Origin of the sequence: Bradyrhizobium sp., from assembly GCF_035484855.1 — a bacterium.
Lineage (GTDB): Bacteria > Pseudomonadota > Alphaproteobacteria > Rhizobiales > Xanthobacteraceae > Bradyrhizobium.
The window spans coordinates 90406-113244 of the sequence record NZ_DATHOP010000036.1; the positions used below are offsets into that span (position 1 = coordinate 90406).

Sequence of the window (22839 nt, forward strand, 5' to 3'; positions counted from 1 at the left end):
CAATCTTGTGTGCGGCCCCCTGTCTAGACGGCGTTGCCCCGCTCGGTTTCGCGCCACTTGATCATGCGACGAATTCCATCCTCGAACGAGATTTGCGGCTTCCAGCCGATCATCCGCTCAATCTTCTCGATCGAGAAGTCCAGCTTGGTCGATACCGCTGCCCGTATCTTTCCGGGCGGTGTCTTGTATTCGGGCTTGAGATTCGTACCCGTGATTTCCTGAACGATCTCGACAAGCCTGTTCAGCGTCGTGGCCGTTCCCGTCGCGACATTAAAACTCTCGCGCGACACGTCGCTCTCCATCGCCATCAGATTGGCGCGCGCGACGTCGGCGACATGAATGTAGTCGTGGACCTCGAGCCCGTCATCGGGAATCATCGGACGCTCGCCGCGTTTCAGCCGGTCATAGGTATCGACGATATAAACCGAGTTGACCGCGCGAAGGTGCTGACGCTCGCCATACACCGACGAATATCGAAGCGATATCGAGTGGACGCCGTGGCGATCGTGATAGAGCTTTCCAAGATTTTCTCCCATGATCTTGGAGCCGGCGTAGAGCGCAGCCCCGGGCTGCAGCTTGCTCCAGGTCCAGGGCGTCGCCTCGTCGATGAGATCGACGGTCGGCTCGCCGTACACGGCGATGGAGGATGAGAAGATCACCTTCTTGACCCCGCGATATCGGCAGGCCTCGAACACATTCATCATGCCCTGCACGTTGACGGCGACGCCGAGCCCGGGATTTTGCGTCAGCGGGAGCGTGAGGAAGCCGGCAGCGGCAAAAACCCCGTCGACGCCATCGAGGCTGTCAAACAGCTCGTTGACGCGCAGGATATCGCCGCGCACGAACTTGACCCGTGGATTACCGACGAGATCGCTGATGCCTTCCGGCGAGCCAAGCGAATAATTGTCCAACAGGACGATCTTGCGGGCATCGGCAGCCAGCAGCTGCTCGGTGATATGGGCCCCTATCATGCTGGCGCCGCCGGTGATCAGAAACTTGCCGCCCTTGATCTTCATCCCCTTGTCCTTCTCGTTGATGCGACCGTCCGCCAGCCCGATGCGGTCTTGTCCGATCGATATTTTCGGTCGCCTGGATCCTATTCGACCGCCGCGAGCTTGGCCGTCTTCGCAAGATTTCCCCATTTCGCGTCTTCGTTGCGCATGAACTCGGCGAATTGTTCCGGAGTATCGGCGGCAACGTCGGCGCCAAGTTTCAAGATCCGTTCCACGACGTCGGCAGATGTCAATGCGCGCCTGATATGCTCGTTGAGCAGCTTGATCCGGTTCGCGGCCGTACCGGCTTTTACAACAATTCCGTTCCAACCCAATACTTCAAAGTCCGCCAATTCCGGCACCCCCGACTCGGCAACCGTCGGGATATCGGGCAGCGTCGGCGAGCGTGTCTTGCTGCTGATCGCGATCCCGCGTAGCGTGTTGGCCGCGATTTGCGGCGCGGACGTGATGGTGTCGGTGAAGGCGGTATCCACATTTCCCGCGATCACGGCGGTCAGCGCGACAGCCGTCCCGGTGTAGGGGATATGCACCGCGTTGATGCCGGCTTTCGCCTTCAGCAATTCGAACGCCATGTGGAACGAGGCGCCAAAACCGCTCGAAGAGTATTTCAGGGCTGTGGGATTCTTCTTCGCATATTGAATGAGCTCGGCGACCGAATGAATCCGCAGCTGATTGTTGACGACCAGCAGATTCGGATAGGTAGTCGCCAACGTGACCGGTGCAAAATCGGTCAGCGGATCGAATTTGACGTCCTTGTAGATGTGATTGTTGATGGTCATCAGGCCGATGTGCCCCATCATCAGCGTGTAGCCGTCGGCCGGCGCCGACAACACATAGCTGGCTCCGACGATGCCGTTGGCGCCGGGGCGGTCTTCCACGACAACGGGCTGGCCGAGAGAGGTCTGAAGTTTCTCGGCAATCATCCGCGAGATGATGTCGGCCGCACCACCTGCCCCGGTCGGCACGACCAATCGAATGGGACGGTCGGGATAATTCTCGGCGCCTGCCATATGCGGCGAGCACAATGCCGCGGCCACCGCAAGCAGAATGAATTTTGGTCGCATGTGGCGTCTCCCACCATATCTTTTTTTCGTTGGGCGCGTTCCGCGCGAATTGACACAAGCTCGCACCGAACCCAGCCAAAGCAGGTTACTAGTCCAGCCCGGGCGATCAACCACCTAAATCCCTATAGAAGTATGTCCTCCCGGCATCCTCCGGTCCGAAGGCCGCGCCCTGACGGCGAGGCTGTCTTGTTCCTCGCAGCCGGCAATATCACGCGGCGTGCGCCGGTATGCCTTTGGTCAACTCACCGAGAATGTATGGCAGGATGCCGCCATGACGAACGTAATCGGATTCCATTTGCGTATCCAGTCGAAGGATCAGCGGTATCTCTTCAGTGTCGCCATTCGTCCGGTGCACCACCAGCGTGACGCGCGCGCCCGGCTTGACGTTTTCATCCAATCCGACCAGATCGAAGCGCTCCGAACCATCCAATGCGTAGACAGCGGCGCTTTTACCCGGCATGAACTGACACGGCAGCACGCCCATCCCGACGAGGTTGCTGCGATGGATACGCTCGAAGCTGCCGGCAACGACCGCACGCACACCCAATAGGCGCGTCGCCTTGGCGGCCCAATCCCGCGCGCTGCCGGTGCCGTATTCCTCGCCCGCAATGACGATCAGCGGCACGCGTTCGCTGATATAGCGCATCGCGGCGTCGTAGATACTCAATCGCGTGCCCTGGGGTTGATGCAGGGTGACACCGCCTTCGACGCCGGGCACCATGAAGTTCTTGAGCTGCGCATTCGAAAACGCGCCGCGGATCATGACTTCATGGTTCATTCTGCGCGCGCCAAAATTGTTGAAGTCAGATGGGGCAACACCAAGCGAACGCAGGTAAGTACCCGCTGGTGAGTTCGCCTTGATGCTGCTGATCGGACTGATGTGGTCGGTCGTCACGGAATTGCCGAGGATCGCAAGCGCACGTGCGCCCGAAATATCCCGCAGCACAGTCCGTCTTAATTCCTGATCGAGAAACGGCGGCTCCTGGATGTAGCTCGACGTATCATCCCAGGGGTAAAGTTCGCCCACCGCTTGCGGAATTTCCGACCAAAGCGGATTTCGCGTCGCGATATCGCTGCCATAGGCCTCGGCATAAAACTCCGGCCGAGAAGCGATCGACATGGCTGCCTCGATCTCCTCCGGGTTCGGCCATACATCCCGGAGATAGACTTTTTCGCCGGCTGTTCCGACGCCAAGCGGCTCGGCATGGACGTCGATATTGACCGAACCGGTCAAGGCAAAGGCGACCACCAGCGGAGGGCTCGCAAGAAATGCCGCGCGAACCGCGGGATGAATGCGCGATTCAAAATTGCGGTTGCCCGACAATACCGCACAGGCGACGACATCGTTGTCGATGATTTTCTTCTCGATCTCCGGATCGATCGGCCCGGAGGCGCCAAAACACGTGCCGCAGCTATAGCCCGCCACGTTGAAGCCGAGTGCATCGAGATGGGTTTGCAGGCCCGCCGTCTCGAGATATCTGCTGACCACGTGCGAACCGGGCGTGAGCGACGTCTTGACCCAGGGCTTCGTCTTCAAGCCGCGCTCGACGGCCTTTTTGGCCAGGATGCCCGCCATCAGCATGACGCCGGGATTTGACGTGTTGGTGCAGGATGTGATCGCCGCAATCACGACATCGCCATTCTGCGGCTGGCGCGGCCCATTTCCGATCGCTGCCGACGGCCTCATGGGCGGTGCATTGTAGCCACCGGCGCTCACGGGGCGACGCAAGGTATCGTCAAACCGGATGCGCAATTCCGAAAGCGGCACACGGTCTTGCGGACGCTTGGGACCGGCCAGGCTCGGCTCGACGGAACCAAGATCGAGATCGACGACCGCCGTGTAATCGATCTCGCCCGGCATCGGCGCGCCGAAGCATTTCTGGGCGCGGAAATAGGCCTCAACCGCCGCCACCTGCTGTTCGGACCGTGCCGTTTGCTGAAGGTAGCGGCAGGTCTGCTCGTCGACCGGAAAAAAGCCGATCGTCGCGCCGTATTCCGGCGACATATTGGAGATGGTGGCGCGATCAGGCAACGTCAGGTTCGCGACCCCTGCCCCGAAAAATTCGACGAATTTGCCTACGACCTTGGAGTGTCGCAGCAGCTCGGTGATATGCAGCACGAGGTCGGTCGCCGTCACGCCGGGCTTCAGCGCTCCGCTCAGATGGACGCCGACCACATCGGGCGTGAGAAAATACACCGGCTGGCCCAGCATCGCGCTTTCGGCCTCGATGCCCCCGACGCCCCATCCGACCACGCCAAGTCCGGCGATCATGCCGGTATGTGAATCGGTCCCGACCAGCGTATCCGGAAAGCAGACGCCATCCTTGAACAGGATACCGGGCGCCAGATATTCCAGATTGACCTGATGCAGAATCCCGCTGCCTGGCGGGAACAACCTGATACCCTGATAAGCCTGCATCGCCCATTTGACGAAACTGAATCTTTCGGCGTTGCGGCTGATCTCCAACTCCATGTTGCGCTTGAGCGCATCCGGCGTGCCATGGAAGTCGACCGTCAAAGTATGATCGAGCACCATATCGACCGGAATGCTCGGCCCGACGCTGCCTGCCGGAAAACCGAGCCGCTTCACCGCGCCGCGTATCGCCGTAAGATCGCCCAACAGAGGAATGCCGGCCGCGCAATTGAGAACGATACGTCCGACCTTGAATGGAATTTCGCTGTTCCGGGGCGCGCGCGGCAGCCAACCTGCGAGATCGCGAACCTGCCGCTCCGACACCTGCCGTCCGTCGCAATTTCTCATCAGCGATTCCAACACGACGCGAAGCGAGACGGGCAATCTGGAAATCCTGCCAAAGCCCGCCTGCTCGAGCGCGGGAAGCGAAAAAAACCGGCTCCTGGCTGCGGAACCAAGGTCGATCTCGCGTTCACAGAGAGCTTTCAGCACCGATGTCATCGAACGTGCCTTCCGGATGTTTCAATCAGTCAATCGATATGAATTCCGTTCGCCTTGATCACCGACAGCCACGTCTCGAAGTCGGCTTTCAGGATTTGCGCAAACTCTTCGGGAGACGATGTCGAAACTTCACCGGCCTGTTGCAGCATCAAGGCCTTCATACCAGGCGCATTCATGATGCTCACGATTTCATCGTGCAGCTTTTGGACGATCGGGCGCGGGGTGCCGGCCGGCGCCAGCACGCCATTGAAGCTGATGACATGGACGTCGGGCAATCCGGCCTCCGTCGCGCTGGGAACGTCCGGTATCGCCGCCCATCGTTTGGTATCCGTCACCATCAGCCCCCGGATCAATCCATCCTTGATGAAGCCGGACGACGAGGGCATCGTCGCGAACATGGCCTGGATCTGTCCACCCATCAGGTCGGCCATCGCCGCCGCCCCTCCCCGATAAGGCACATAGTTGAGATCGACCCTGGTCGACGCGCGATAAAGCTCGGTGGTGAGATGATTGGTGCTGCCGGTGCCGCTCGTCCCGTAACTGATCTTGCCGGGATTCGAACGGGTCATCGCGACCAGGTCTTGCGCCGTCCGGATCGGCAGGTCCTTGTTCACGACCAGCACATTCGGAAACAGGATCACGGTCGTGATCGGCTCGAAGTCGCGCGACGGATCATAGGGCAGCTGACTGTAGAGTCCCGGACTCATCGTCAGTTCGTTGCTGGTGCCCATCAGCAGCGTGTATCCATCATGGTCGGATTTCGCCACGAAGGCCGCGCCGGCCGTCCCGCTCGCGCCGGATTTGTTGATGACGATTACCGGCTGGCCCAGGGCGATCGACAATTTCTCGCTCAGCGGCCTTGCAACGATATCGGCCGGTCCGCCCGGCGGAAACGGCACGACCAGATGCACGGGACGATCAGGATAGGATTCGGCCTGTGCCTGCATGACCGACGCCACGGCCAGCGCGGCGATAAGCAAGCCAACCTGGAATTTAGGCCGTGCCAGGGTCACGCCAGCTTCCTTTGTTCCTGCCCGGTTGCGCCACCGAAGCGAAGTGGATTTGTCAGCGCCCGAACCGAGATGCTGGCGACCGTGTCGACGAGGCGAGCAAGCTCCGTCGCGGCCACGGCGGACATTCCCGTGCCCGCAAGCAGGCGAAACTTGTCCAGCTGCTCCTGGTTGCTGCACGGATTCGATGGCGTTCCATGGCACTCCAACACCAGGCGTTCGGAAACGGTGCCGTCCGCTAGCGTCAGCTTCACGCTGGCGCCGAATTTCGCCGGATACACCGCCTCGACGTCGGGATGGATCACGATCGCCACCTTGCCGGCGAGCTTGCGCATGGCGGGATCGTTGACCGCGTCCGGCTGGAACCAGGCGGGATCACGCGGATCGCCCATCAGGGCGGCCGCCACGCAATAAGGGATGCTGTATTGCGCTCCCATCGTATCGACCGGCGCGGGCTCGCCGTTGTTTTGGGCAGCGTAGCGGCTGACGCCAACCTCGACCGCGCTTACGGTTTCCGCAGCCAGCGGCTGCACGCCTCGCAACTCGACCACGAGCTGGACCACCGACTGAATCCATCCGCAAATCGGATAGACCTTGAACCAGACGTCGCGCATTGCCCAAGCCTGCCCCAGGTCGTGCGTCATCCTGTCCGCGTGCGCTCCGGTGCCGCCGAATACTTCCAGCAGACCGAAACGGCTATCGAGCGCAAAGGGCGGGCCGAGGAAATCGCGGCCTGCCAGCTGCGCCATGCGCACGCCGGCTTCCGCGGAGCGTCCGAGATGCAGTCGCTTCACCATTCCTCCGCCATGCCCGGCAGCGAAACTTTTGATTCCAGACGAAGCCGAACAGGCAAGCCCCGCCGCCGACAACATCTGATCGAGGCTCAACGACATCACCTTGCCGGCGGCGACGGCGCAGGCGATCGGCGCCACCAGACTTGTCGTATGGAATCCCCGCCTGGCAGGTTCCACACCAAGCGCGAGGCCGACCCGATGCATCACCTCGTAGCCGGCAACGATCGCCTCGAGCAGACGGGCGCCCGAGGCATCGACGGCTTCGGCGGCTGCGATCGCGGCGGGGATAACGCACGCGGCCGGATGAGTGATCGACTCCGCGATCAGATCGTCGAGTTCAAATCCGTGGATCGCAGTGCCGTTACAGAGTGCCGCGGCGGGCGCCGAAAGCTGCTTTTGGCGCCCGATCACCGTGCTGTGTCCAGCGGAGCCGTCGGCCAGCATTTCATCGGCAAGAATTCGCGACCAGACCTGGCCCGAGCCAAAAATACCGCAACCCAACGCATCCAGCAGGCAAACCCTGGCATTGGCGGCGACACCGGCAGGTATGCCGCGCAATGTCAGGCCGTGCGCAAAAGCCAGCAAATCCTGACCGTGACTTCGTGAGGCAACGTCCATTTTCAGCACACTCTAGTCGAATGCATTTTGACCAAGCAGATGTTCGCGGAATCTGTTCTTGATATGCGCGCCGTCCCGCATCCGGATCGACATCGGATATCGCTGGGTGTTCACCTTGACATCGCAGAACGCGAGATCGGTCCCGCTAAACAGAGCCGGAATTTCCGACGCCAGTTCTTGTTCGGTGTAGACGGTCACAGACCTTGGAAAATTGCAGGCCTTGGCGACGGCGGCGAGACTGACACCGCGGTGGGTGTGGGTCGGCTGCATCCCGGTCTCGCTGTAATGCTCGTTGTCGATGACGATGATCGAGAGGTTTTTCGGCGATTTGGCGCCGATGGTGGCAAACGCACCGAGTCCCATCAGCATTTCACCATCGCCGGTGATGACGACCGTTCGCCGCGTGGGCTGCGCAAGCGCAAGGCCGAGTCCCATCATGGCGGCCGCACCCATGCCGCCCCACAGGTAAAAGGTGTTGGGATGATCGGCGGTGCCGGCGTCGTAACAGGTCGATCCGAGACCGGTGACGATCAGGCTGTCGCCCCTCGCCTTGAGCAAGGCGTCCATCACCGCACGGCGATCGAGCGTCCCTTGTCTTTGATTTGGCATGGTCACTTGCTCCAATCCTTGAAACCGATCAAACGCTGGCCAAGCAGCACCGCGATCGGGCGATTTGAGCTGAACGTCATCAGCCCCGCTGCGTAGACAACGTCGCGGACCTCGTCGGCATGGTCGGCGCGCTGCACGATCACGCCGGCGTTTTCGAGCACCCGCTGGGTGCTCTGCCCCATCGGGAGCTGCCAGGGATTGAACTCGCCCCATTCACCCCGCATGGTCACGATCATCAGCAGAGGAAACCGGCATTCCTGGATGACACTGAGCATATTGATGCAATTGCCGACGCCGGAAGACTGCATCAACAGCGCGCCGCGCTTGCCGCCGAGCCAGCCGCCCGCCAGCATCGCGACCCCCTCCTCTTCTGATGTCAGCGACACGGTCTCGATCGAATTATCGGACTCGCAATCCTTGATCAACTGGGTGTGACCCGCATCCGGCACAAAGGCGACTTGCTCGATAGCAAGCTGCTTGAGCGTATCGTAGATTTCGCGTGGCCAGACGCGTGCTGGGGCTTCCTGTTTCACTGTGTCTCCACTTGCTCGGAAATTGCTGAAAACCTCGGTTAGTTTTGGTTCAGCATATTGGCTGCCTTGATGACGAGCGCCCATTTGCCGATATCGGTCTTGATGATCCCGGAAAATTCATCCGGCGACGTTCCAACCAGGACGGTTCCGGTCGCCTCGAAGCGGGCCTTGAGCTCGGAATCCTGGAAGGCGTGAAGCGTGGCCTGGTAGAGCTTGCTGACGATGGCGGGATCGGTATTCGCAGGAGCCAGGAGGCCGTACCAGAGATCGGCCTCGAAGTTTTCAAGGCCGGGGAGCTCGGCCATCGCCGGAAGGTCCGGCATGGTCGGGTTGCGGGTCTTGCTGGTGACGGCGAGCCCGCGCAACTGCTTGCCATCGACCAGCGGCTTTGCCGTCAGAATGGACGCAAACATGAAGTCGATGTGGCCGGCGATGACTTCCTGCAGCGCCGGCGCCACACCCTTGTACGGCACGTGCGTCATGCTGAGCTTCATCAAGGTCTTCAGCATCTCACCTGACAGATGCGCGCCACCGCCCGCTCCCGAGGAGGCGAAATTCAGCTTGCCGGGGTGCGCGCGCGCATAGTCGATCAGTTCACCGACTGTCCTCACGGGAAGATCATTGTTGACGACGAGCACGAAGGGCTGCCTCGCCAGCAGACTGACCGGCGCAAAATCCTTGACCGGATCGAACTTGACGACGTCCTTGAACAATTGCGGGTTGATCACCACCGTCGCATTCGTCGTCACCAGCAGCGTATTGCCGTCCGCCGGTGCGCGCGCAACATAGTCGGTTGCAATGTCGCCGTTGCCGCCGGTCTTGTCTTCGACGATGAAGGTGTTCTTGAATTCCTCGCCGAATTTCTGTGCCAGCTCCCGCGCCATGAGATCGTTGCCGCCGCCGGCGGCGAAAGCCGAAATCAGCCGCACGGTCTGGGTCGGATAGCTGACCGTGGCCGCCGGAGCCGGTGCGCTCGCAATCAGCAGGGTGCCGAAAGCCAGGGCGGCGTATGGCAGCGACGACTTCAGCATGGCGTTCCCTCACGCGTTCTCGTTGGAAGGACGGTAACGGCCATCGCTCTGCGGATAAAAGGCCTGGATTGGATACTGCTATGTATTCGGCGGCATAGTGGGCCTTTGGCCCTGGCGTCGCGGTGCTCAGGCGACATTGGCCGCCGCTCCGCCGCCGATCGCCGCCCTGGCTGCGCTGCGGCCGGCAATCCGTCCGAACACGGCGCCGCTCATCAGTCCCGTCGCACCCGGGTAGTTGAAATAGAACAACCCGCCGAGCATCTCCCCGGCCGTGAATAACCCCGATATGACGCGATGCTGCGTATCCAGAACCTGCGCTTCGGTCGTGACCTTGAGGCCGCCAAACGTAAAGGTAATGCCGCAGGTCACGGCATAGGCCTCGAACGGCGGATTTTCCAGCGCTACCGCCCAATTCGATTTCGGGATCGCCAGACCCTGGGTCCGCCGCCCGTCCTTCACGTTGGGGCTGAACGGCACGTCTCGCGTGATGGAGGCATTGTAGGCCTTTATCGTCTCGATCAGTGCGTCGCGATTGACGTCGCCGAGTTTGTCGGCGAGTTCCTCGATCGAATTGGCCGTCACCTTGGTCACGCGCCGGGCACGATATTCCGGCCGCAGCAGGTGGGTGACCGACGAATCGAAAATCTGCCAGGCAAACTGGTCGGGCTGCTGCAGGATGATCCTGCCGTATTTGGCGTAGGTGTAGTTTCGGATATCGGCGCCTTCATCGAGAAAACGTTTTCCCTCGCTGTTGACCATGATCGAGAACGGATAATTGTCGCGTTCGTAGTCATCCATGGTCTCGAAGCTGCCGAACTCGTCGGCATAACGTTCCCAACCTACCGCATGACATCCGGACCAATGGCCGGTGGGCTGCGCTCCGATCCGCATCGCCATATCGAGGCCGTCGCCGCAATTGAATTTGCTGCCCCGTACCTTGGCGAGATCCCAGCCGGGCCCCAAATGGCGGGCGCGCCAGGCTGCGTTCGCCTCGAACCCACCGCAGGCCAGCACGACGCTCTTTCCGAAAATCTTCCGCGTGTCCTGATCCATCTTGACCACGACACCGGTGACGCCCTGGTCGGAATGAATGAGATCGCGCACCCACGCCTTGTAGCGAATGTGCACCCCGGCCTTTTCCGCCGCACGGTAGAGCTGATCGACCAGACCGCGACCGCCGCCAACGGCGGCGAGCGTCGCCCCGCCCCAAAACGTGAACTTGCCGTCGACCTTGAAGGCCTGCCGGCCGAACTGCGGAAGAAAGCGCACCCCTTTGCTGCGCATCCAATGCATGGTCGCATTGCTTTGCTTGACCAGGATCTCGCATAAATCAGGGTCGGTCCGGTTCTGCGTCACCCGCGCCATATCGTCGAAGAATTTCTCTTCGGTGTAGCGCCCGAAATCGCTTGCCAGTTCCTCCGGCGTCAAGTCCGGCGACAGCGCGCGGATGTCGTCTGCGCCGTTGTAGACGCACCGCATCAGGCCTTCGGTGAAGGAGCTGTTTCCGCCGCGTTCCTCCTCCGGAGCGCATTCCAGAAGCACGACCTTGGCGCCTTCCTCGCGCGCCGTCAGCGCAGCGCAGAGCGCCGCGTTGCCACCGCCCACCACGATCACGTCGTAGCCCTGACTCCCGTCGTCGCTCGTCGTCATTGTCATGCGCTCGGTCTGAAGTTGCAGAATTCGGCTGCTGGGCTTCCGCTTGCCGGCCCTTTAGTAGCCGACGCCTGCCCCGCCGACAAAAGCTTTAGTTGAGATACTGGTATGTACGCGGCGGCATAGTGGCCCCTGTTCCGTCGCATCGCCTAGACCCGCTCGAGAGCCTGTTTACGTGAAATCCGCATGGCGTCACGGATCGCGGCAGCGGTGAGCGCCGGCGCGATGATTTGCAGAAAATCAATCACATAGGGGCGGATATAGGAGGCCGGCCGCAGCGTGACATAGACCATGCTGCTTTCGAACAGATCTTTGGCGCTGCGCGCCCGGATACCCGTATCCTTCACCGGATCGATCGCGATATCAGCGAGTATCGCAATGCCGAGGCCCAACTCCACATAGGTCTTGCAGATATCGGCGTCGACCGCGCTGAGGCTGATCTTGGGCTTGATTCCCGCCCTCTTGAACGCGTCCATCACCTTTTGCCGTCCACTATGACGGGCGCCATAAATGATGATCGAATACGCGCCAATATCCTGAAGCGTAAGCTTCCTGAGTTTTAGAATCGGGTGATCCTTTGTTGCGACGACGCTGCGCGTGATTTCGAAGCACGGCAACTTGACGAGGTGCGAAAAGTCTCCGCCGGTCTCCGTCCCGATCGCCAGATCCGCGACGCCGGCATCCACCATCCGGCAGATTTCCTCTGGATCGCCTTCCTTCAGGATCAATTCGACGTCCGGATAGGCCTTTACAAAGCAGGCAATCACCCGTGGCAACACGTAGCGCGCCTGGGTGTGGGTCGTTCCGATCGTCAGCGTCCCGCGATTTCCAACGGATACTTCCTCCTTCAGGGAACGAAGTGCCGCGATGTCCTCGACCACATTGCGGGCGATCTCGACGACGTGTTCTCCGGCGGGCGTCAAGCCGATGATCCGGTTGCGGGTTCGCAGAAAAATCTCAAAGCCGAGCTCGGATTCGAGCAGCTGGATTTGCCGGCTGACGCCGGGTTGCGAGGTGTTCAAGGCTTCCGCCGCCGCGGAAAGGTGATTGCCGCGACGGGTGATCTCCAGCACATAGCGAAGCTGCTGCAATTTCATGTCTGGGCTCGGTGGGTTCAGTATATCGAAATGCAATAATATCGTACCATGGCTACCGAAAATGTAATAGTTGGTTGGAGGTTGGAGGATGTCGCCCGGTCTCGTCCACGAACCGCATTTGCAGCACGCTGTTCAACCAAGGACGGGATATTTCCACACCCGAACGACACCTGAGTGAGAAACACGATGCTTAAACGGGTTCTCGTACTCGCCGGGTTTGCCGCGCTAATGGGCGCTATTTCTCCGGCGCGCGCCACCCAGATTACAGTAATGAGCGGCGCCGCAGTGGAGGCCGGGCTGGTGATTGCAGTCGAGGCCTTCCGCCAACAAACGGGCGACAACGTCCAGATCGTCTTTGCCACCACCCCGGAAATCTCCCGACGGGTTGGCGCGGGCGAAACGCCCGATGTGGTGATCGCAACGCCTGCGGCCCTCGACGACCTCGTCAAGTCCGGCAAAATCGAGGGCACCGGGCGAGTGCCGGTCGGCCGCGTCGGCATCGGAGTCGCGATCCGTGAAGGCGCACCGAAACCCGATGTCTCGACAACGGATGCGCTCAAACGCGCGGTGCTCGACGCGGATTCGGTCATCTACAATCGGGCATCCAGCGGACTTTTCGTCGAAAGCTTGCTGCAGCGGCTGGGCTTGGCCGAGCAGATTCAGGGGAAGACGAAGCGCTATGCAGGCACGGATATGATCGAGCCTCTCATTAAGGGCAAGGGCAACGAAATCGGTTTTATGCCCGTGGCCGAAATTCTACACTTTCGCAATAGAGGTTTGCAGCTCGCAGGCCCACTGCCGGAAGACGTCCAAAACTACACCAGCTACGCCGCGCAACCGGCATCAAAATCGGCAGTTGCCATGGCCTTTGTCCGCTTTCTCGAGACACCGGAATCGAAGGGCATATTTGCCGCCGCGGGCATCGAGTAGTTCGGCCGGTGTACCGAAAACTTGAACCCGGGTGCAGCGATGGTGAAGTCCGCTGATATGGCCGTACACGTTGCATTCCTTCACGTTCAATGCCGATGCCGCCATCCAAAAAACAATCACGGACAAACGCGGCGAAGGGTACCGACCGTGCTTATCGATCCTTCGACGGCACCAGAATATCCAGTATCACAGTATCACAGTATCAAAGCTGGTGATACGGAGCCGCGCGTGGTGGCCTGCTAGAAGGCGCGTCCCTTGCCGAACATGCCAGCAATCCCGCAACCGTCGTGCTTTCGCATCGCCATCCCAATGATATACTGCAGATATACACTTGGGACAGGAATTGCATGCCCTATGACGTCTCATGCCTGTAATCGGCCAACGCAACAACCGCGCGTCGAAGAAACGCGCGAAACCCCGGCTGCGCGCGCCCGAAGCGGAAGACGGCACTCTGACCGATCGCGCCTATCGCGAACTCGAAGAAATCATTGTGACGCTGCAGTTATCGCCGGGAACGGTGTTGTCGGAACAGGCGCTTTCGGTGCGTTTGAAGATCGGTCGAACCCCGATCCGCGAAGCGCTGCAGCGCCTCGCCAGGGACGGTCTCGTGGTGATCATGCCCCGACGCGGGATCATGGTCTCGGAAATCAATTTGACGCTGCAGCTGCGGCTGCTCGAGGTCAGGCGCGAGCTGGAACGTCTGATGGCGCACCTCGCCGCCGAGCGCGCCACCCCGGAGGAGCGCCGTGAATTCGCCGAGGTTGCGCGAGCGATGCTGGCGGCAGCCGCCAAGGCCGACGACATCGCCTTCATGCGCCTCGACCAGCGCTTCAATTTCCTGATTGCGACCGCGGCCCGTAACGAATTCGCCCGGCGATCCATGGGGTTGATGAACGCGCTGTCGCGCCGGTTCTGGTATCAGCATTACCAGCAGGTCGCCGACCTGCCGCTTGCCGCCAAGCTGCACGCGGCGGTGGCGGACGCCGTGGCGCAGAAAAAAGCGAAGGCAGCGGCGACCGCATCCGATCGCCTGATCGACTACATCGAGGATTTCGCGCGCAAGACGCTCGATGCCTGAGCGTATCAGTCGAAGACAATGACGCTGCGAATGGTCTCGCCGCGCTTCAGCGCCGCAAAGCCGTCATTGACCTCGTCGAGCGTGATGCGGCGCGAGATCAGCTGGTCGAGCATCAATTCGCCATCGAGATAGGCGCGCGCCAGCAGCGGAAAATCGCGGCGCGGGCGCGCGTTGCCGTAGCTGACGCGGCGGATTCGCTTCTCCTGCATCAGCGCGCCCCAGCGAAACGAGACGTCCTTGTTGACGTCGATCTTGCCGAGCCAGATGATCTGGCCGCCCGGCCGCACCGCTTCGGCGGTCACCCGAAACGCGGAGGCGCTGCCAGCCGCCTCGATGACGACATCGACACCGCGGCCACCGGTCTCACGCTTGCCGGCGGCGGCCGCATCGTCCTTCGACGCGTCCACGCCCAGCGTCGCGCCCATGGCCGCCGCAAGCACGAGTTTCGCCGGGTCGATGTCGACCGCGATGATCGCGCCGGCGCCGGCGAGCCGCGCGCCCTGTACCGCGGCAAGCCCCACCGCGCCGCAGCCAATCACCATCACGGTATCGCCATGCGCGATCGCACCGAGGTTGAGTGCCGCTCCGGCGCCAGTCATGACGCCGCAACCGATCAGGCAGGCACGATCGAACGGGATCTCCTTCGGAACGGAAATCGCCTGCTGATCGGATACGATGCAATATTCGCCGAACGAACCCAGGAACATCAATTGCTGCAGCGGCCGGCCGTCGGACAAAAGGGTGCGGCTTTCGCCGTCGAACGCAACGCCTTTAGGCCCCTGGCCGAGATACTCCTCGCACAGGATCGGCGCGTCGCGGTCGCAATAGAAGCAATGCCCGCAATGCGGGTTCCAGGACAGCACGACGTGATCGCCCGGCCCGACGCCGCGGGCAGCCGGCCCGACCTGCTCGACGATCCCGGCGGCTTCGTGCCCGAGCACCATCGGCAAGGGATAGCGCAACGATCCCTCGATCACTTCGAGATCGGTGTGGCAAAGTCCGGCAGCGCGGATCCGGACCAGCACGTCATTCGGCTTCAGATCGGCAGCCGTTACGGTTTCGACCGACATCGGCGTTTGTGCCGCGTGCAGCACCGCGGCCCTGTATTGCAGCGCCATCAGGCGACCGCCTTGCCGGAGAGCGCAGTAAGGGCTTCATCGATATCGGCGGAGCTCATCTCCCACTCGTTGCCGAAATTCGCCACCACGGCCGACATGAAGGGTTCGACCATCGCCCTTGCCTTCGCCTTGTCGCCGAGATGATCGACCAAAAGCGCCAGCGCGAGCTGACGCGGCTCCGGTCCTTCATAGCTCCATTCGAAGCCGTTCTTGCTGAACTCCACGACATCAACGCAGGGGTCGAGCGGCGCGCCATCGACGGTGACCTTGACGCCGTCGATGGTCCGGTCTCCCAGATAGTGTTTCATGCCAGCCTCCCCGCTTCGATCTGATTTTCCCGGGCCGTTCGTTATCGGCATACCATAGGTCACCGACATCTCATCAAGTGCTTTTTCGGGCAGCGCGTTACCCGGTCAAAAAGGCCTTTTCCCGACTGATAGATTGGTGATATATTAGAGGAAAGCGGGTATGGGACGGAGAGACGGCGCGATGGAATTATCCTCAAGTCCAATGACCGAGCGGCAACGCAATTATCGAGCGACCTACCGTCACCGCGTCGCGGGATGGTACAATGGCTGGCTGCATGTCCTGGTGATCTACGTGATCGGGTTCACGGCGCTGTCGATCTATTTCGCAGATATCAGCGACCTGCGCTGGTGGGAACTGGCGATCGTGCCGGTGACCTTCCTGTTCGCGAATTTCTTCGAGTGGTGGATTCACCGCTACGTCATGCACCGCCCGTCGCAGGTCAAGGCGTTTCGCGCGATCTACAATCGGCACACGCTGATGCATCATCAGTTCTTCACGGAGAAGGAGATGCGGTTCGCCGATCATAACGACTGGCGCGTGACCTTCTTTCCGCCCTACGCCCTCGTGACCTTCACCATGATGTCGATTCCGCCGGCGCTGCTGCTGGGCTGGCTGGTTTCGCCGAATGTCGGATGGCTGCTGATTTCGACCACGACGTCGATGTATTTGATCTACGAATTCATGCACTTCTGCTGTCATCTCGATGAGAGCTGGTTCGTGCGCAACGCGCCGTTCGTGAACACGATCCGGCGCCATCACACCGCCCATCACGATCAATCGATCATGATGGAGCGCAACATGAACCTGACCTTCCCGGTCATGGACTGGTTGTTCGGCACCTCGGATCTCAATCGCGGGTTGGTCGGCCATCTCCTGAACGGCTACGATACGCGCTTCGTCAAAACCGATATGCGCAAGACCTCGCGCACGCCGAGGCCCGCGATGAAGGGACATCCGACCGGCTTCGCCACGCCGGCCGAGTAGACTGCGGATATTGTCAGGCACAGGCAGCAAAGCCATGGACGCCATCGAACCGCACTGGGTTTCGCTGCTCTGGTTTGCTGCCTTCGCAACCGTCGGCACGATCGCTTTCCTCAACCTTGCCGGCATGTTTCCGCTAAGCTTGCGCCCGGCCTCGGCGAGATCGAACGCGGCCACGCTGCTGCTGGCCGGCAATGGCCTCTTGTTGTCAGCCCTGCTGGTAGGAACGGCGCTGTACGGTTATGCCGAACTGCGGTGGAGCTCGCTGATCGTCGCGACCGGCCTCGTCGTGTTGTTTGCGCCCGGGCTGTTCGAAATCTGGCCGTCATCGTTACGCGACGGTTGGCGGGGACTTTCCATGCTGGTTGGCGTCCAGATACTCGCGCTCGCAGCCCTGGCAATGGTTGCGGGACGGTTCTGGGCAAACATGTCGTGACGATCGGGAGATTCCAGCGATGCCTGTAAGAATCAAACTCGGCCTGTCTGGGCTCGTCGTGCTGGTGGCCGCTATTGCGGCCTTTTATCAGCATGCGCTCGGGCACGAGCGCATCCAGTATGTCGTGGCCTTTCTTGGATTCTTCATGATCTTCGCGATGTGGCTGTTTCCCGAGGTCAAGCGCGAGGAAACCGCCGGCGGCGTTCGCCGCGACAACGCGGCACAATAGAATTCGCGCCGCACCTGCGGGCGTGGTCCAGCCCAAACGTCGCGAGCGGACGATCGCGACGCGACTATGCGCGGTAGGCGGTTCTGTCGGTGCCGCGATAAAGCACCCGCAGCTGTTCTTCGGTGACCGCCTTGTGGAAAGCCAGTGCTTCGGGCTCGAGGTCGCGCCTCGGCACATATTCCGGCTCGAAGTGATGGTAGGTGTCCTTGCCGCGCACCAGCGTCGCCCAATCCCTCTGGCCGACCGACTGCTTCAATCGAGTCGGGATGTAGCGGATCGCCAGACCGATGCGACGGTCGTCGGATTGGTTGGGCTCGGAGCCGTGAAACAGCAGGACGTGGTGCAGCGAAGCCTGACCGGGCTTCAACTCGACAAAGACCGCTTTTGCCTCGTCGACGTCGACGGCGATCTCCTGGCCGCGGGTCAGAAGGTTGTTCTGGTCGAACGTATCTTCGTGCTTCACCTGCTGCCTGTGGGTGCCGGCCACGAATTTCATGCAGCCGGAAACCTTGTCGGCCGGCGACATTGCGATCCAGGCGGTCGCAACGTCGGACGAGTCGAGGCCCCAATAGGTCGCGTCCTGATGCCAGGACACGAAACCGGGATCATGCGGCTCCTTGATGAAGAAACTGGTGTTCCAGCAGAGGATATCCGGCCCCAGCAAATCCTCGATCGCGTCGAGGACCTTGGGATGGCGAATCATGTCGTTGATCCAGGTGAACAGCACATGGCTGCGGTGGCGCATCTCGCCCTTGATCGGACCGCCGGTCTTCGCCTCGTAATCCTCGAGCTTGCCGCGAAATTCGGCGACTTCGCCTTCGCTTAGGGCATCCACCGGAAAGTGATAGCCCCGCGCGCGATAGCCGGCGACTTCACTGTCGCTCAGTAACTTCGTCATTTGCGTCCTCCGGCATTCTTTTCTTATGTTCAGGCGGCGGCAAGAAACTCGATCAAAAGTGAGCCCGCCGTCCGGCGCTGTCAAGAAGCACTGCAAGCACGGCAGGCGCGCGAATCCGCTCACGGCTCGCCCGGCGCAGATTCCCGCAAATCGCGATGAACGAGAAGGTGCCGATTCCGGAAGTCCAAATCTGAATTTGTCCCGCGCTCTCAAGCGGCGCGCGTGCATTTTGCGATGGATGGTGCGACGCAGCAGCCAGCAATGCACGAACTTCAAGCCGGTTGCACGCGCAGGCATCTTGGTCTCGCCAGCCACCGTCCGTTGTGTCAGAGTTATTTCGCAAAAGGCCGATATGCAAAATGGCCGGGCAAAGCGGGGAAGGGAAAACGACCATGGACTTGGGGACAGGCATTGCGCTGCTGGTTGCATTTCTGGCGGTCGTCGTCTTGATCATCCGCGGGCAAAGCCCGATCATCATGCTGCTGATACTGGCCGTGCTGTGGTCGGCGATCGCCGGCATCGGCATCGACGACATTCAGAAAAAGATCCTCCAGGCCGGCGGCGTTGCATATGCCAGCGCCGTGATCATCATCGTATTCGGTGCCTGGTTTGCGCAGGTGCTGATCCAGACAGGCATTGCCGAGAGCGTGATCCGATCTGCCGTGGAACTCGCCGGCGATCGGCCGCTGGTCACCGCAATGACGATTACGCTTGTCACCGCATTGCTGTTCACATCGATGTACGGGGTGGGTGCCGCGATCGCGATCGGCATCATCGCATTGCCGATCATGCTCGGCCAGGGCATCCCGCCTTACATCGCCGCACCTGCGTTCACCATGGGGATCGGCGCCGGCACTTTCATCAATCTGGTTCAGTTCGGAACATTTCAAAAACTGTTTCCCGGCCTCAAATATGAAGCGCCCTACCTGACCTACTGGATCGCCGCCATGTGCGTTTACATTCTGGCGGCCTGGCTATTGGAATTCATCTACCTGCGAAACGGCGGCGCGCGTCGACTGGCGTCCGTCGATGTCGCCAATGCCGGGGAACCTGTAGTCCGCAAGCGAACGCCCTACTACACCTACATCGTGCCGATCTTTCCGGTACTCATGATCATGATCCTGAAATGGGAGATCATTCCGACCTTCCTGGTCTCGATCGTGCTCGCGCTGGTCCTGACCGGGCGCGATCGAACCTTCCAGGGCAGCATCAATCTCTTCAACAAGACGTTCTCTGACGCGTTTCCGGACATTGCCACCATGGCCGCGTTGTGGACGATCTGCGGCATGATCATCGTCGCGGGCCAGACACCTGAGGTCGCCAACGCGCTGAAACCGATCTTCGGGCCCGTACTGCCGCACACGACGCTGCAGGCCGCGATCTTCTTCGGGGTGCTCGGAGGCATCGGGAGCATCTATCGCGGGCCGCTGGTCGTGATCGGCACCGGCGCGGCATTGCTCGCCATCGTGATGACCAACAAGGACATCCCGATTCCCTATCTGTATTCGATCTGGCTGGCGCCCACGATCGTGCAAGGCAGCATGGACCCGACCAATTCGTGGACGCTTTGGACGATCGGACAAACCAAGGTCAGCCACGGGCAATTCCTCAAGACCGCCCTGCCCTTCGGCTGCATGATGGTCGCGATCAATTCGCTGATTTGTTACCTGATGCTGGGGTCGATCAACTAGCAAGGAAGATACGTTGACCGAACCACGCCCGCCTTCCCGCGCCTATCGCATCGGTATCGATGTCGGCGGGACTTTTACCAAGGCCGTGCTGATCGACAACGCGACGCACGAGGTGGTCGGCCGGTTCTCCGTGCTGACCACGCATTCGGACCCGCGCGGCGTCGCCAAAGGCGTGGTCGACGTCTTCCGCAATGTGCTGGAGCAGTCCGCCGTCGATCCCAAGGAAGTCATCTTCCTCGCGCATTCGACGACCCAGGCGACCAATGCGCTGCTCGAGGGAGACGTCGCAAGCGTCGGCGTGATCGGGATGTCGACCCGCATGGAGTCTCTGCTGGCCAAGAGCCAGAGCGCGATGAAGCCGATCGAACTTGCGCCCGGCCGCCACCTCAAGCCGGCGAACCGGTTTCTCACGAAGGAGACGTTAACCGACGACGTCATCCGCAACGCCATCGGAGAGCTCAAGGCGGAAGGAGCAAGGGTGATCGTCGCCAGTTCCGCCTTCGGCGTCGACGATAACGAGGCCGAGGAGACGGTGCGCCGCCTGGTGATCGAGGCCGGCCTGGCCGCGACCTGCGGCAACGAGATCACAAAACTCTACGGCCTGACCACGCGAACCCGCACCGCCGTCATCAATGCCAGCATCCTGCCGAAAATGATCGATACCGCCACCATGACGGAGGCGAGCGTTCGCGAGGCCGGCATTCAGGCGCCGCTGATGATCATGCGTGGCGATGGCGGCGTGATGGATATCAGGGAGATGCGACGCCGCCCCGTCATGACGATGCTGTCGGGTCCGGCGGCGAGCGTTGCCGGCGCCCTGATGTACCTGCGCGTATCCGACGGCATCTACTTCGAGGTTGGCGGCACCAGCACCAATATCGGCGTGATCCGGAACGGAAGGCCGACCGTCAAATACGCGCGCGTCGGCGGTCACGAGACCTATGTCAGTTCGCTCGACGTTCGCGTGATCGGGATCGCCGGAGGCAGCATGGTCCGCGCCAGGGCCGGCAAGCTGGTCGATGTCGGTCCGCGCAGCGCTCATATCGCCGGGTTTCCCTATGCCGCCTTCGCCGCGCCCGAGGATATCATCGATCCCAAAATCGAGTCCTTTCAGCCGAAGCCGGACGATCCAGCCGACTATGTCGTGGTGCGTTCCGGCAACGGCGCGCGTTACGCCATCACCAACACCTGCGCGGCCAATGTGCTCGGCTACGCCAAGCCCGGATTGCATGCCAGCGGCAGCGTCGAATCGGCGCGGCGCGCCATGGCGGCGCTGGCCGAGTTCATCGGCAAGTCGATCGAGGATACGGCGCGCGCCATTCTCGATATCGCCACCGACAAGGTCATCCCGGTCGTCGATGACCTCATTGCCGAATACAAGCTCGACCGCGACCAGGCGATGCTGGTCGGCGAAGGCGGTGGTGCCGCGGCCCTGATCCCGCACGTATCGGTGCGGACCGGCCTGCACCACGAAATCTCCAGGGATGCGGAGGTCATTTCATCGATCGGAGTAGCACTGGCGCTGGTGCGCGATGTGGTGGAGCGCATCATCCCCAATGCGCGGCCTGAGGATCTCAAGCGAATCCGCCGCGAGGCGTTCGAGGCCGCAGTCAGGCTCGGCGCCGCGCCTGACAACGTCGAAGTGACCATCGAGGTCGATCCAAACACGCATCGGGTCCGCGCCACTGCCATGGGGGCATCGGAAATGCGCGCGCGCCAGCGCCGGGACGAGGTCGGCGAGAGTGAAGCCCGGGAAATCGCGGCGAAGGCGATGGGCATCAGTCTCGAGCGCGTCGCGCTTGCCGCCGAAACGCCGCGCATGCGGGTGTTCCAGGGCGAGGTCGAGGAGCGAAGCTGGGGATTGTTCAAGAAGCGCCGCAGCCCGGTCCGGGCAGTCGACCTCGATGGCGTCATTCGCGTGCAGCGCAGCCACAGCGTGGTTCGTCCGGTCCAGGCACGGACGGCGCTCGATGGCTTGCGGCGGCTGTGGGAGGACACCACGATCTATAACGGCGACAGCACCATCACGCCGGACATTTTCGTCATCGTCGGGGGACAGCTGATCGACCTGTCGGGCGTGAACTCGATCGATCAGGCGATGACCGTTACCCGCGGCGAACTCGACGGACTAACCCCGGATGCCTCCATCGCACTGATCGGCATCCCGCCCTCGCAGGGTTTTTAGGCATGGCACTCGCGGCGACAAAGGCACCATGGCCCGCCGAATTCGTCACAGCCTCGCCTGAGACGCTGGGGCTCATCATGCTCGGGGCCGATCCCCACGCCGGCCGCCTGGAACGCCCCGCTCAATTGGCCGCCGTTGCCGATGCACTCGCCGACGGAACAGCGACGGCGCGAGCCTTGCAGGAGCGTTTTCCCGGCCGCACGCCGTGTGAACTGGCCCACGAACTTGGGCTACCGGTCGAAACGACAGATGACGATCCGATGGTCGGCACCCTCTGGCGGTTTGCGGAATACCGGCCGCGGCCTCCACGCATCGTGCTTTACAATCGCGGACTGGCCCCGCTCGAACGCACGCTCACCGGGAGCCTGGCAGAGGAACTGCTCGGTCAGGCAACGCCACGGCAAGTCTTTGTCGCCCATGAACTCTACCATCACGCCGAAACCATTCGATCGGACGTGCCGATCGCGCGGCGTCATCGGCCGACGCTGTTTCGAATTGGCAACTGGCATTGGCGCACCGGTATTGTGGCGCTGGCCGAAATCGCCGCCGGCGCATTCGCGCAGTCGCTTCTCGACCTGCCGTGCCACCCGAAAATACTGGATTATGTCGCTACCCGTTCACTGTCCAATCGCACGGTCGCATGAAACC

21 protein-coding genes are annotated in these 22839 nt (G+C 61.4%); 8 read left to right on the forward strand and 13 right to left on the reverse strand.

Going from position 1 to position 22839, the window contains the following annotated elements:
* Positions 1–23: 23 nt before the first annotated feature.
* From VK804_RS04810 to VK804_RS04855, 10 genes are all read right to left on the reverse strand, one after another.
* Positions 24–1016, reverse strand: a complete 993-nt coding sequence (locus tag VK804_RS04810; RefSeq protein ID WP_325368383.1) for an NAD-dependent epimerase/dehydratase family protein — start codon at positions 1014–1016, stop codon at positions 24–26.
* A gap of 80 nt (positions 1017–1096) precedes the next feature.
* Positions 1097–2077: a tripartite tricarboxylate transporter substrate binding protein gene (locus VK804_RS04815; protein WP_325368385.1), complete on the reverse strand. Its 981-nt coding sequence runs from the start codon at positions 2075–2077 to the stop codon at positions 1097–1099.
* A 208-nt stretch (positions 2078–2285) separates the two neighbouring features.
* On the reverse strand, positions 2286–4991 hold the full coding sequence (gene acnA / locus VK804_RS04820; protein WP_325368387.1) for an aconitate hydratase AcnA: 2706 nt from the start codon (positions 4989–4991) through the stop codon (positions 2286–2288).
* Positions 4992–5020: 29 nt separating this feature from the next.
* Entirely contained in the window at positions 5021–6004 is a 984-nt protein-coding gene (locus VK804_RS04825; RefSeq protein WP_325368389.1) for a tripartite tricarboxylate transporter substrate binding protein, read from the reverse strand.
* Positions 6001–7413, reverse strand: a complete 1413-nt coding sequence (locus tag VK804_RS04830; RefSeq protein ID WP_325368391.1) for an MmgE/PrpD family protein — start codon at positions 7411–7413, stop codon at positions 6001–6003. The genes VK804_RS04825 and VK804_RS04830 overlap by 4 nt, the downstream gene beginning before the upstream one ends.
* A 12-nt stretch (positions 7414–7425) precedes the next feature.
* On the reverse strand, positions 7426–8022 hold the full coding sequence (locus VK804_RS04835; protein ID WP_325368393.1) for a thiamine pyrophosphate-dependent enzyme: 597 nt from the start codon (positions 8020–8022) through the stop codon (positions 7426–7428).
* A gap of 2 nt (positions 8023–8024) precedes the next feature.
* Positions 8025–8555 carry a thiamine pyrophosphate-binding protein gene (locus VK804_RS04840; RefSeq protein WP_325368395.1) on the reverse strand — a complete coding sequence of 177 codons (531 nt, stop codon included), beginning with the start codon at positions 8553–8555 and terminating at the stop codon, positions 8025–8027.
* A 38-nt stretch (positions 8556–8593) separates the two neighbouring features.
* Complete coding sequence (locus tag VK804_RS04845; RefSeq protein ID WP_325368397.1) at positions 8594–9586, reverse strand: tripartite tricarboxylate transporter substrate binding protein; 993 nt, start codon at positions 9584–9586, stop codon at positions 8594–8596.
* Between the two features lie 126 nt (positions 9587–9712).
* Positions 9713–11242, reverse strand: coding sequence for an FAD-dependent tricarballylate dehydrogenase TcuA (gene tcuA / locus VK804_RS04850; RefSeq protein WP_325368399.1), 1530 nt, complete (start codon positions 11240–11242; stop codon positions 9713–9715).
* A gap of 146 nt (positions 11243–11388) precedes the next feature.
* The gene (locus VK804_RS04855) at positions 11389–12336 is read right to left on the reverse strand and encodes a LysR substrate-binding domain-containing protein (protein WP_325368402.1); all 948 of its coding nucleotides are present in this window, start codon (positions 12334–12336) and stop codon (positions 11389–11391) included.
* Positions 12337–12522: 186 nt separating this feature from the next.
* Here VK804_RS04855 and VK804_RS04860 point away from each other — a divergent pair, with 186 nt between their 5' ends.
* Together VK804_RS04860 and VK804_RS04865 are read left to right on the forward strand one after the other, a co-directional pair.
* Positions 12523–13266, forward strand: a complete 744-nt coding sequence (locus tag VK804_RS04860) for a substrate-binding domain-containing protein (protein ID WP_325368404.1) — start codon at positions 12523–12525, stop codon at positions 13264–13266.
* A gap of 364 nt (positions 13267–13630) precedes the next feature.
* Positions 13631–14344 carry a GntR family transcriptional regulator gene (locus tag VK804_RS04865; protein ID WP_325368406.1) on the forward strand — a complete coding sequence of 238 codons (714 nt, stop codon included), beginning with the start codon at positions 13631–13633 and terminating at the stop codon, positions 14342–14344.
* A gap of 5 nt (positions 14345–14349) precedes the next feature.
* Here VK804_RS04865 and VK804_RS04870 read toward each other — a convergent pair whose 3' ends face one another.
* Positions 14350–15462, reverse strand: a complete 1113-nt coding sequence (locus VK804_RS04870; protein WP_325368408.1) for a Zn-dependent alcohol dehydrogenase — start codon at positions 15460–15462, stop codon at positions 14350–14352.
* Positions 15462–15770 (reverse strand): DUF6166 domain-containing protein, encoded by a 309-nt coding sequence (locus tag VK804_RS04875; protein ID WP_325368410.1) that lies wholly within the window; start codon positions 15768–15770, stop codon positions 15462–15464. Before VK804_RS04875 ends, VK804_RS04870 begins: the two co-directional genes overlap by 1 nt.
* Positions 15771–15951: 181 nt before the next feature.
* On the opposite strand from VK804_RS04875, the gene VK804_RS04880 reads away from it, so the two are divergent.
* The 3 genes from VK804_RS04880 to VK804_RS04890 are packed head-to-tail and all read left to right on the forward strand — an operon-like array spanning position 15952 to position 17417.
* Positions 15952–16755 (forward strand): sterol desaturase family protein, encoded by an 804-nt coding sequence (locus tag VK804_RS04880; RefSeq protein ID WP_325368412.1) that lies wholly within the window; start codon positions 15952–15954, stop codon positions 16753–16755.
* Between the two features lie 34 nt (positions 16756–16789).
* Positions 16790–17188, forward strand: a complete 399-nt coding sequence (locus tag VK804_RS04885) for a hypothetical protein (RefSeq protein WP_325368414.1) — start codon at positions 16790–16792, stop codon at positions 17186–17188.
* Positions 17189–17207: 19 nt separating this feature from the next.
* Positions 17208–17417 (forward strand): hypothetical protein, encoded by a 210-nt coding sequence (locus VK804_RS04890; protein WP_325368416.1) that lies wholly within the window; start codon positions 17208–17210, stop codon positions 17415–17417.
* Between the two features lie 64 nt (positions 17418–17481).
* Here the strand turns inward: VK804_RS04890 and VK804_RS04895 are convergent, their stop codons facing one another.
* Positions 17482–18315, reverse strand: a complete 834-nt coding sequence (locus VK804_RS04895; RefSeq protein ID WP_325368418.1) for a phytanoyl-CoA dioxygenase family protein — start codon at positions 18313–18315, stop codon at positions 17482–17484.
* A gap of 392 nt (positions 18316–18707) precedes the next feature.
* On the opposite strand from VK804_RS04895, the gene VK804_RS04900 reads away from it, so the two are divergent.
* From VK804_RS04900 to VK804_RS04910, 3 genes are read left to right on the forward strand one after another with little or no spacing between them, the layout of a single operon-like run.
* A complete protein-coding gene (locus VK804_RS04900; RefSeq protein ID WP_325368420.1) occupies positions 18708–20006 on the forward strand; it encodes a hypothetical protein in 1299 nt (432 codons plus the stop codon).
* Positions 20007–20019: 13 nt separating this feature from the next.
* Complete coding sequence (locus tag VK804_RS04905) at positions 20020–22191, forward strand: hydantoinase/oxoprolinase family protein (RefSeq protein ID WP_325368422.1); 2172 nt, start codon at positions 20020–20022, stop codon at positions 22189–22191.
* A 2-nt stretch (positions 22192–22193) separates the two neighbouring features.
* Positions 22194–22835 carry a hypothetical protein gene (locus VK804_RS04910; RefSeq protein ID WP_325368424.1) on the forward strand — a complete coding sequence of 214 codons (642 nt, stop codon included), beginning with the start codon at positions 22194–22196 and terminating at the stop codon, positions 22833–22835.
* The last annotated feature ends 4 nt before the right edge of the window (positions 22836–22839 follow it).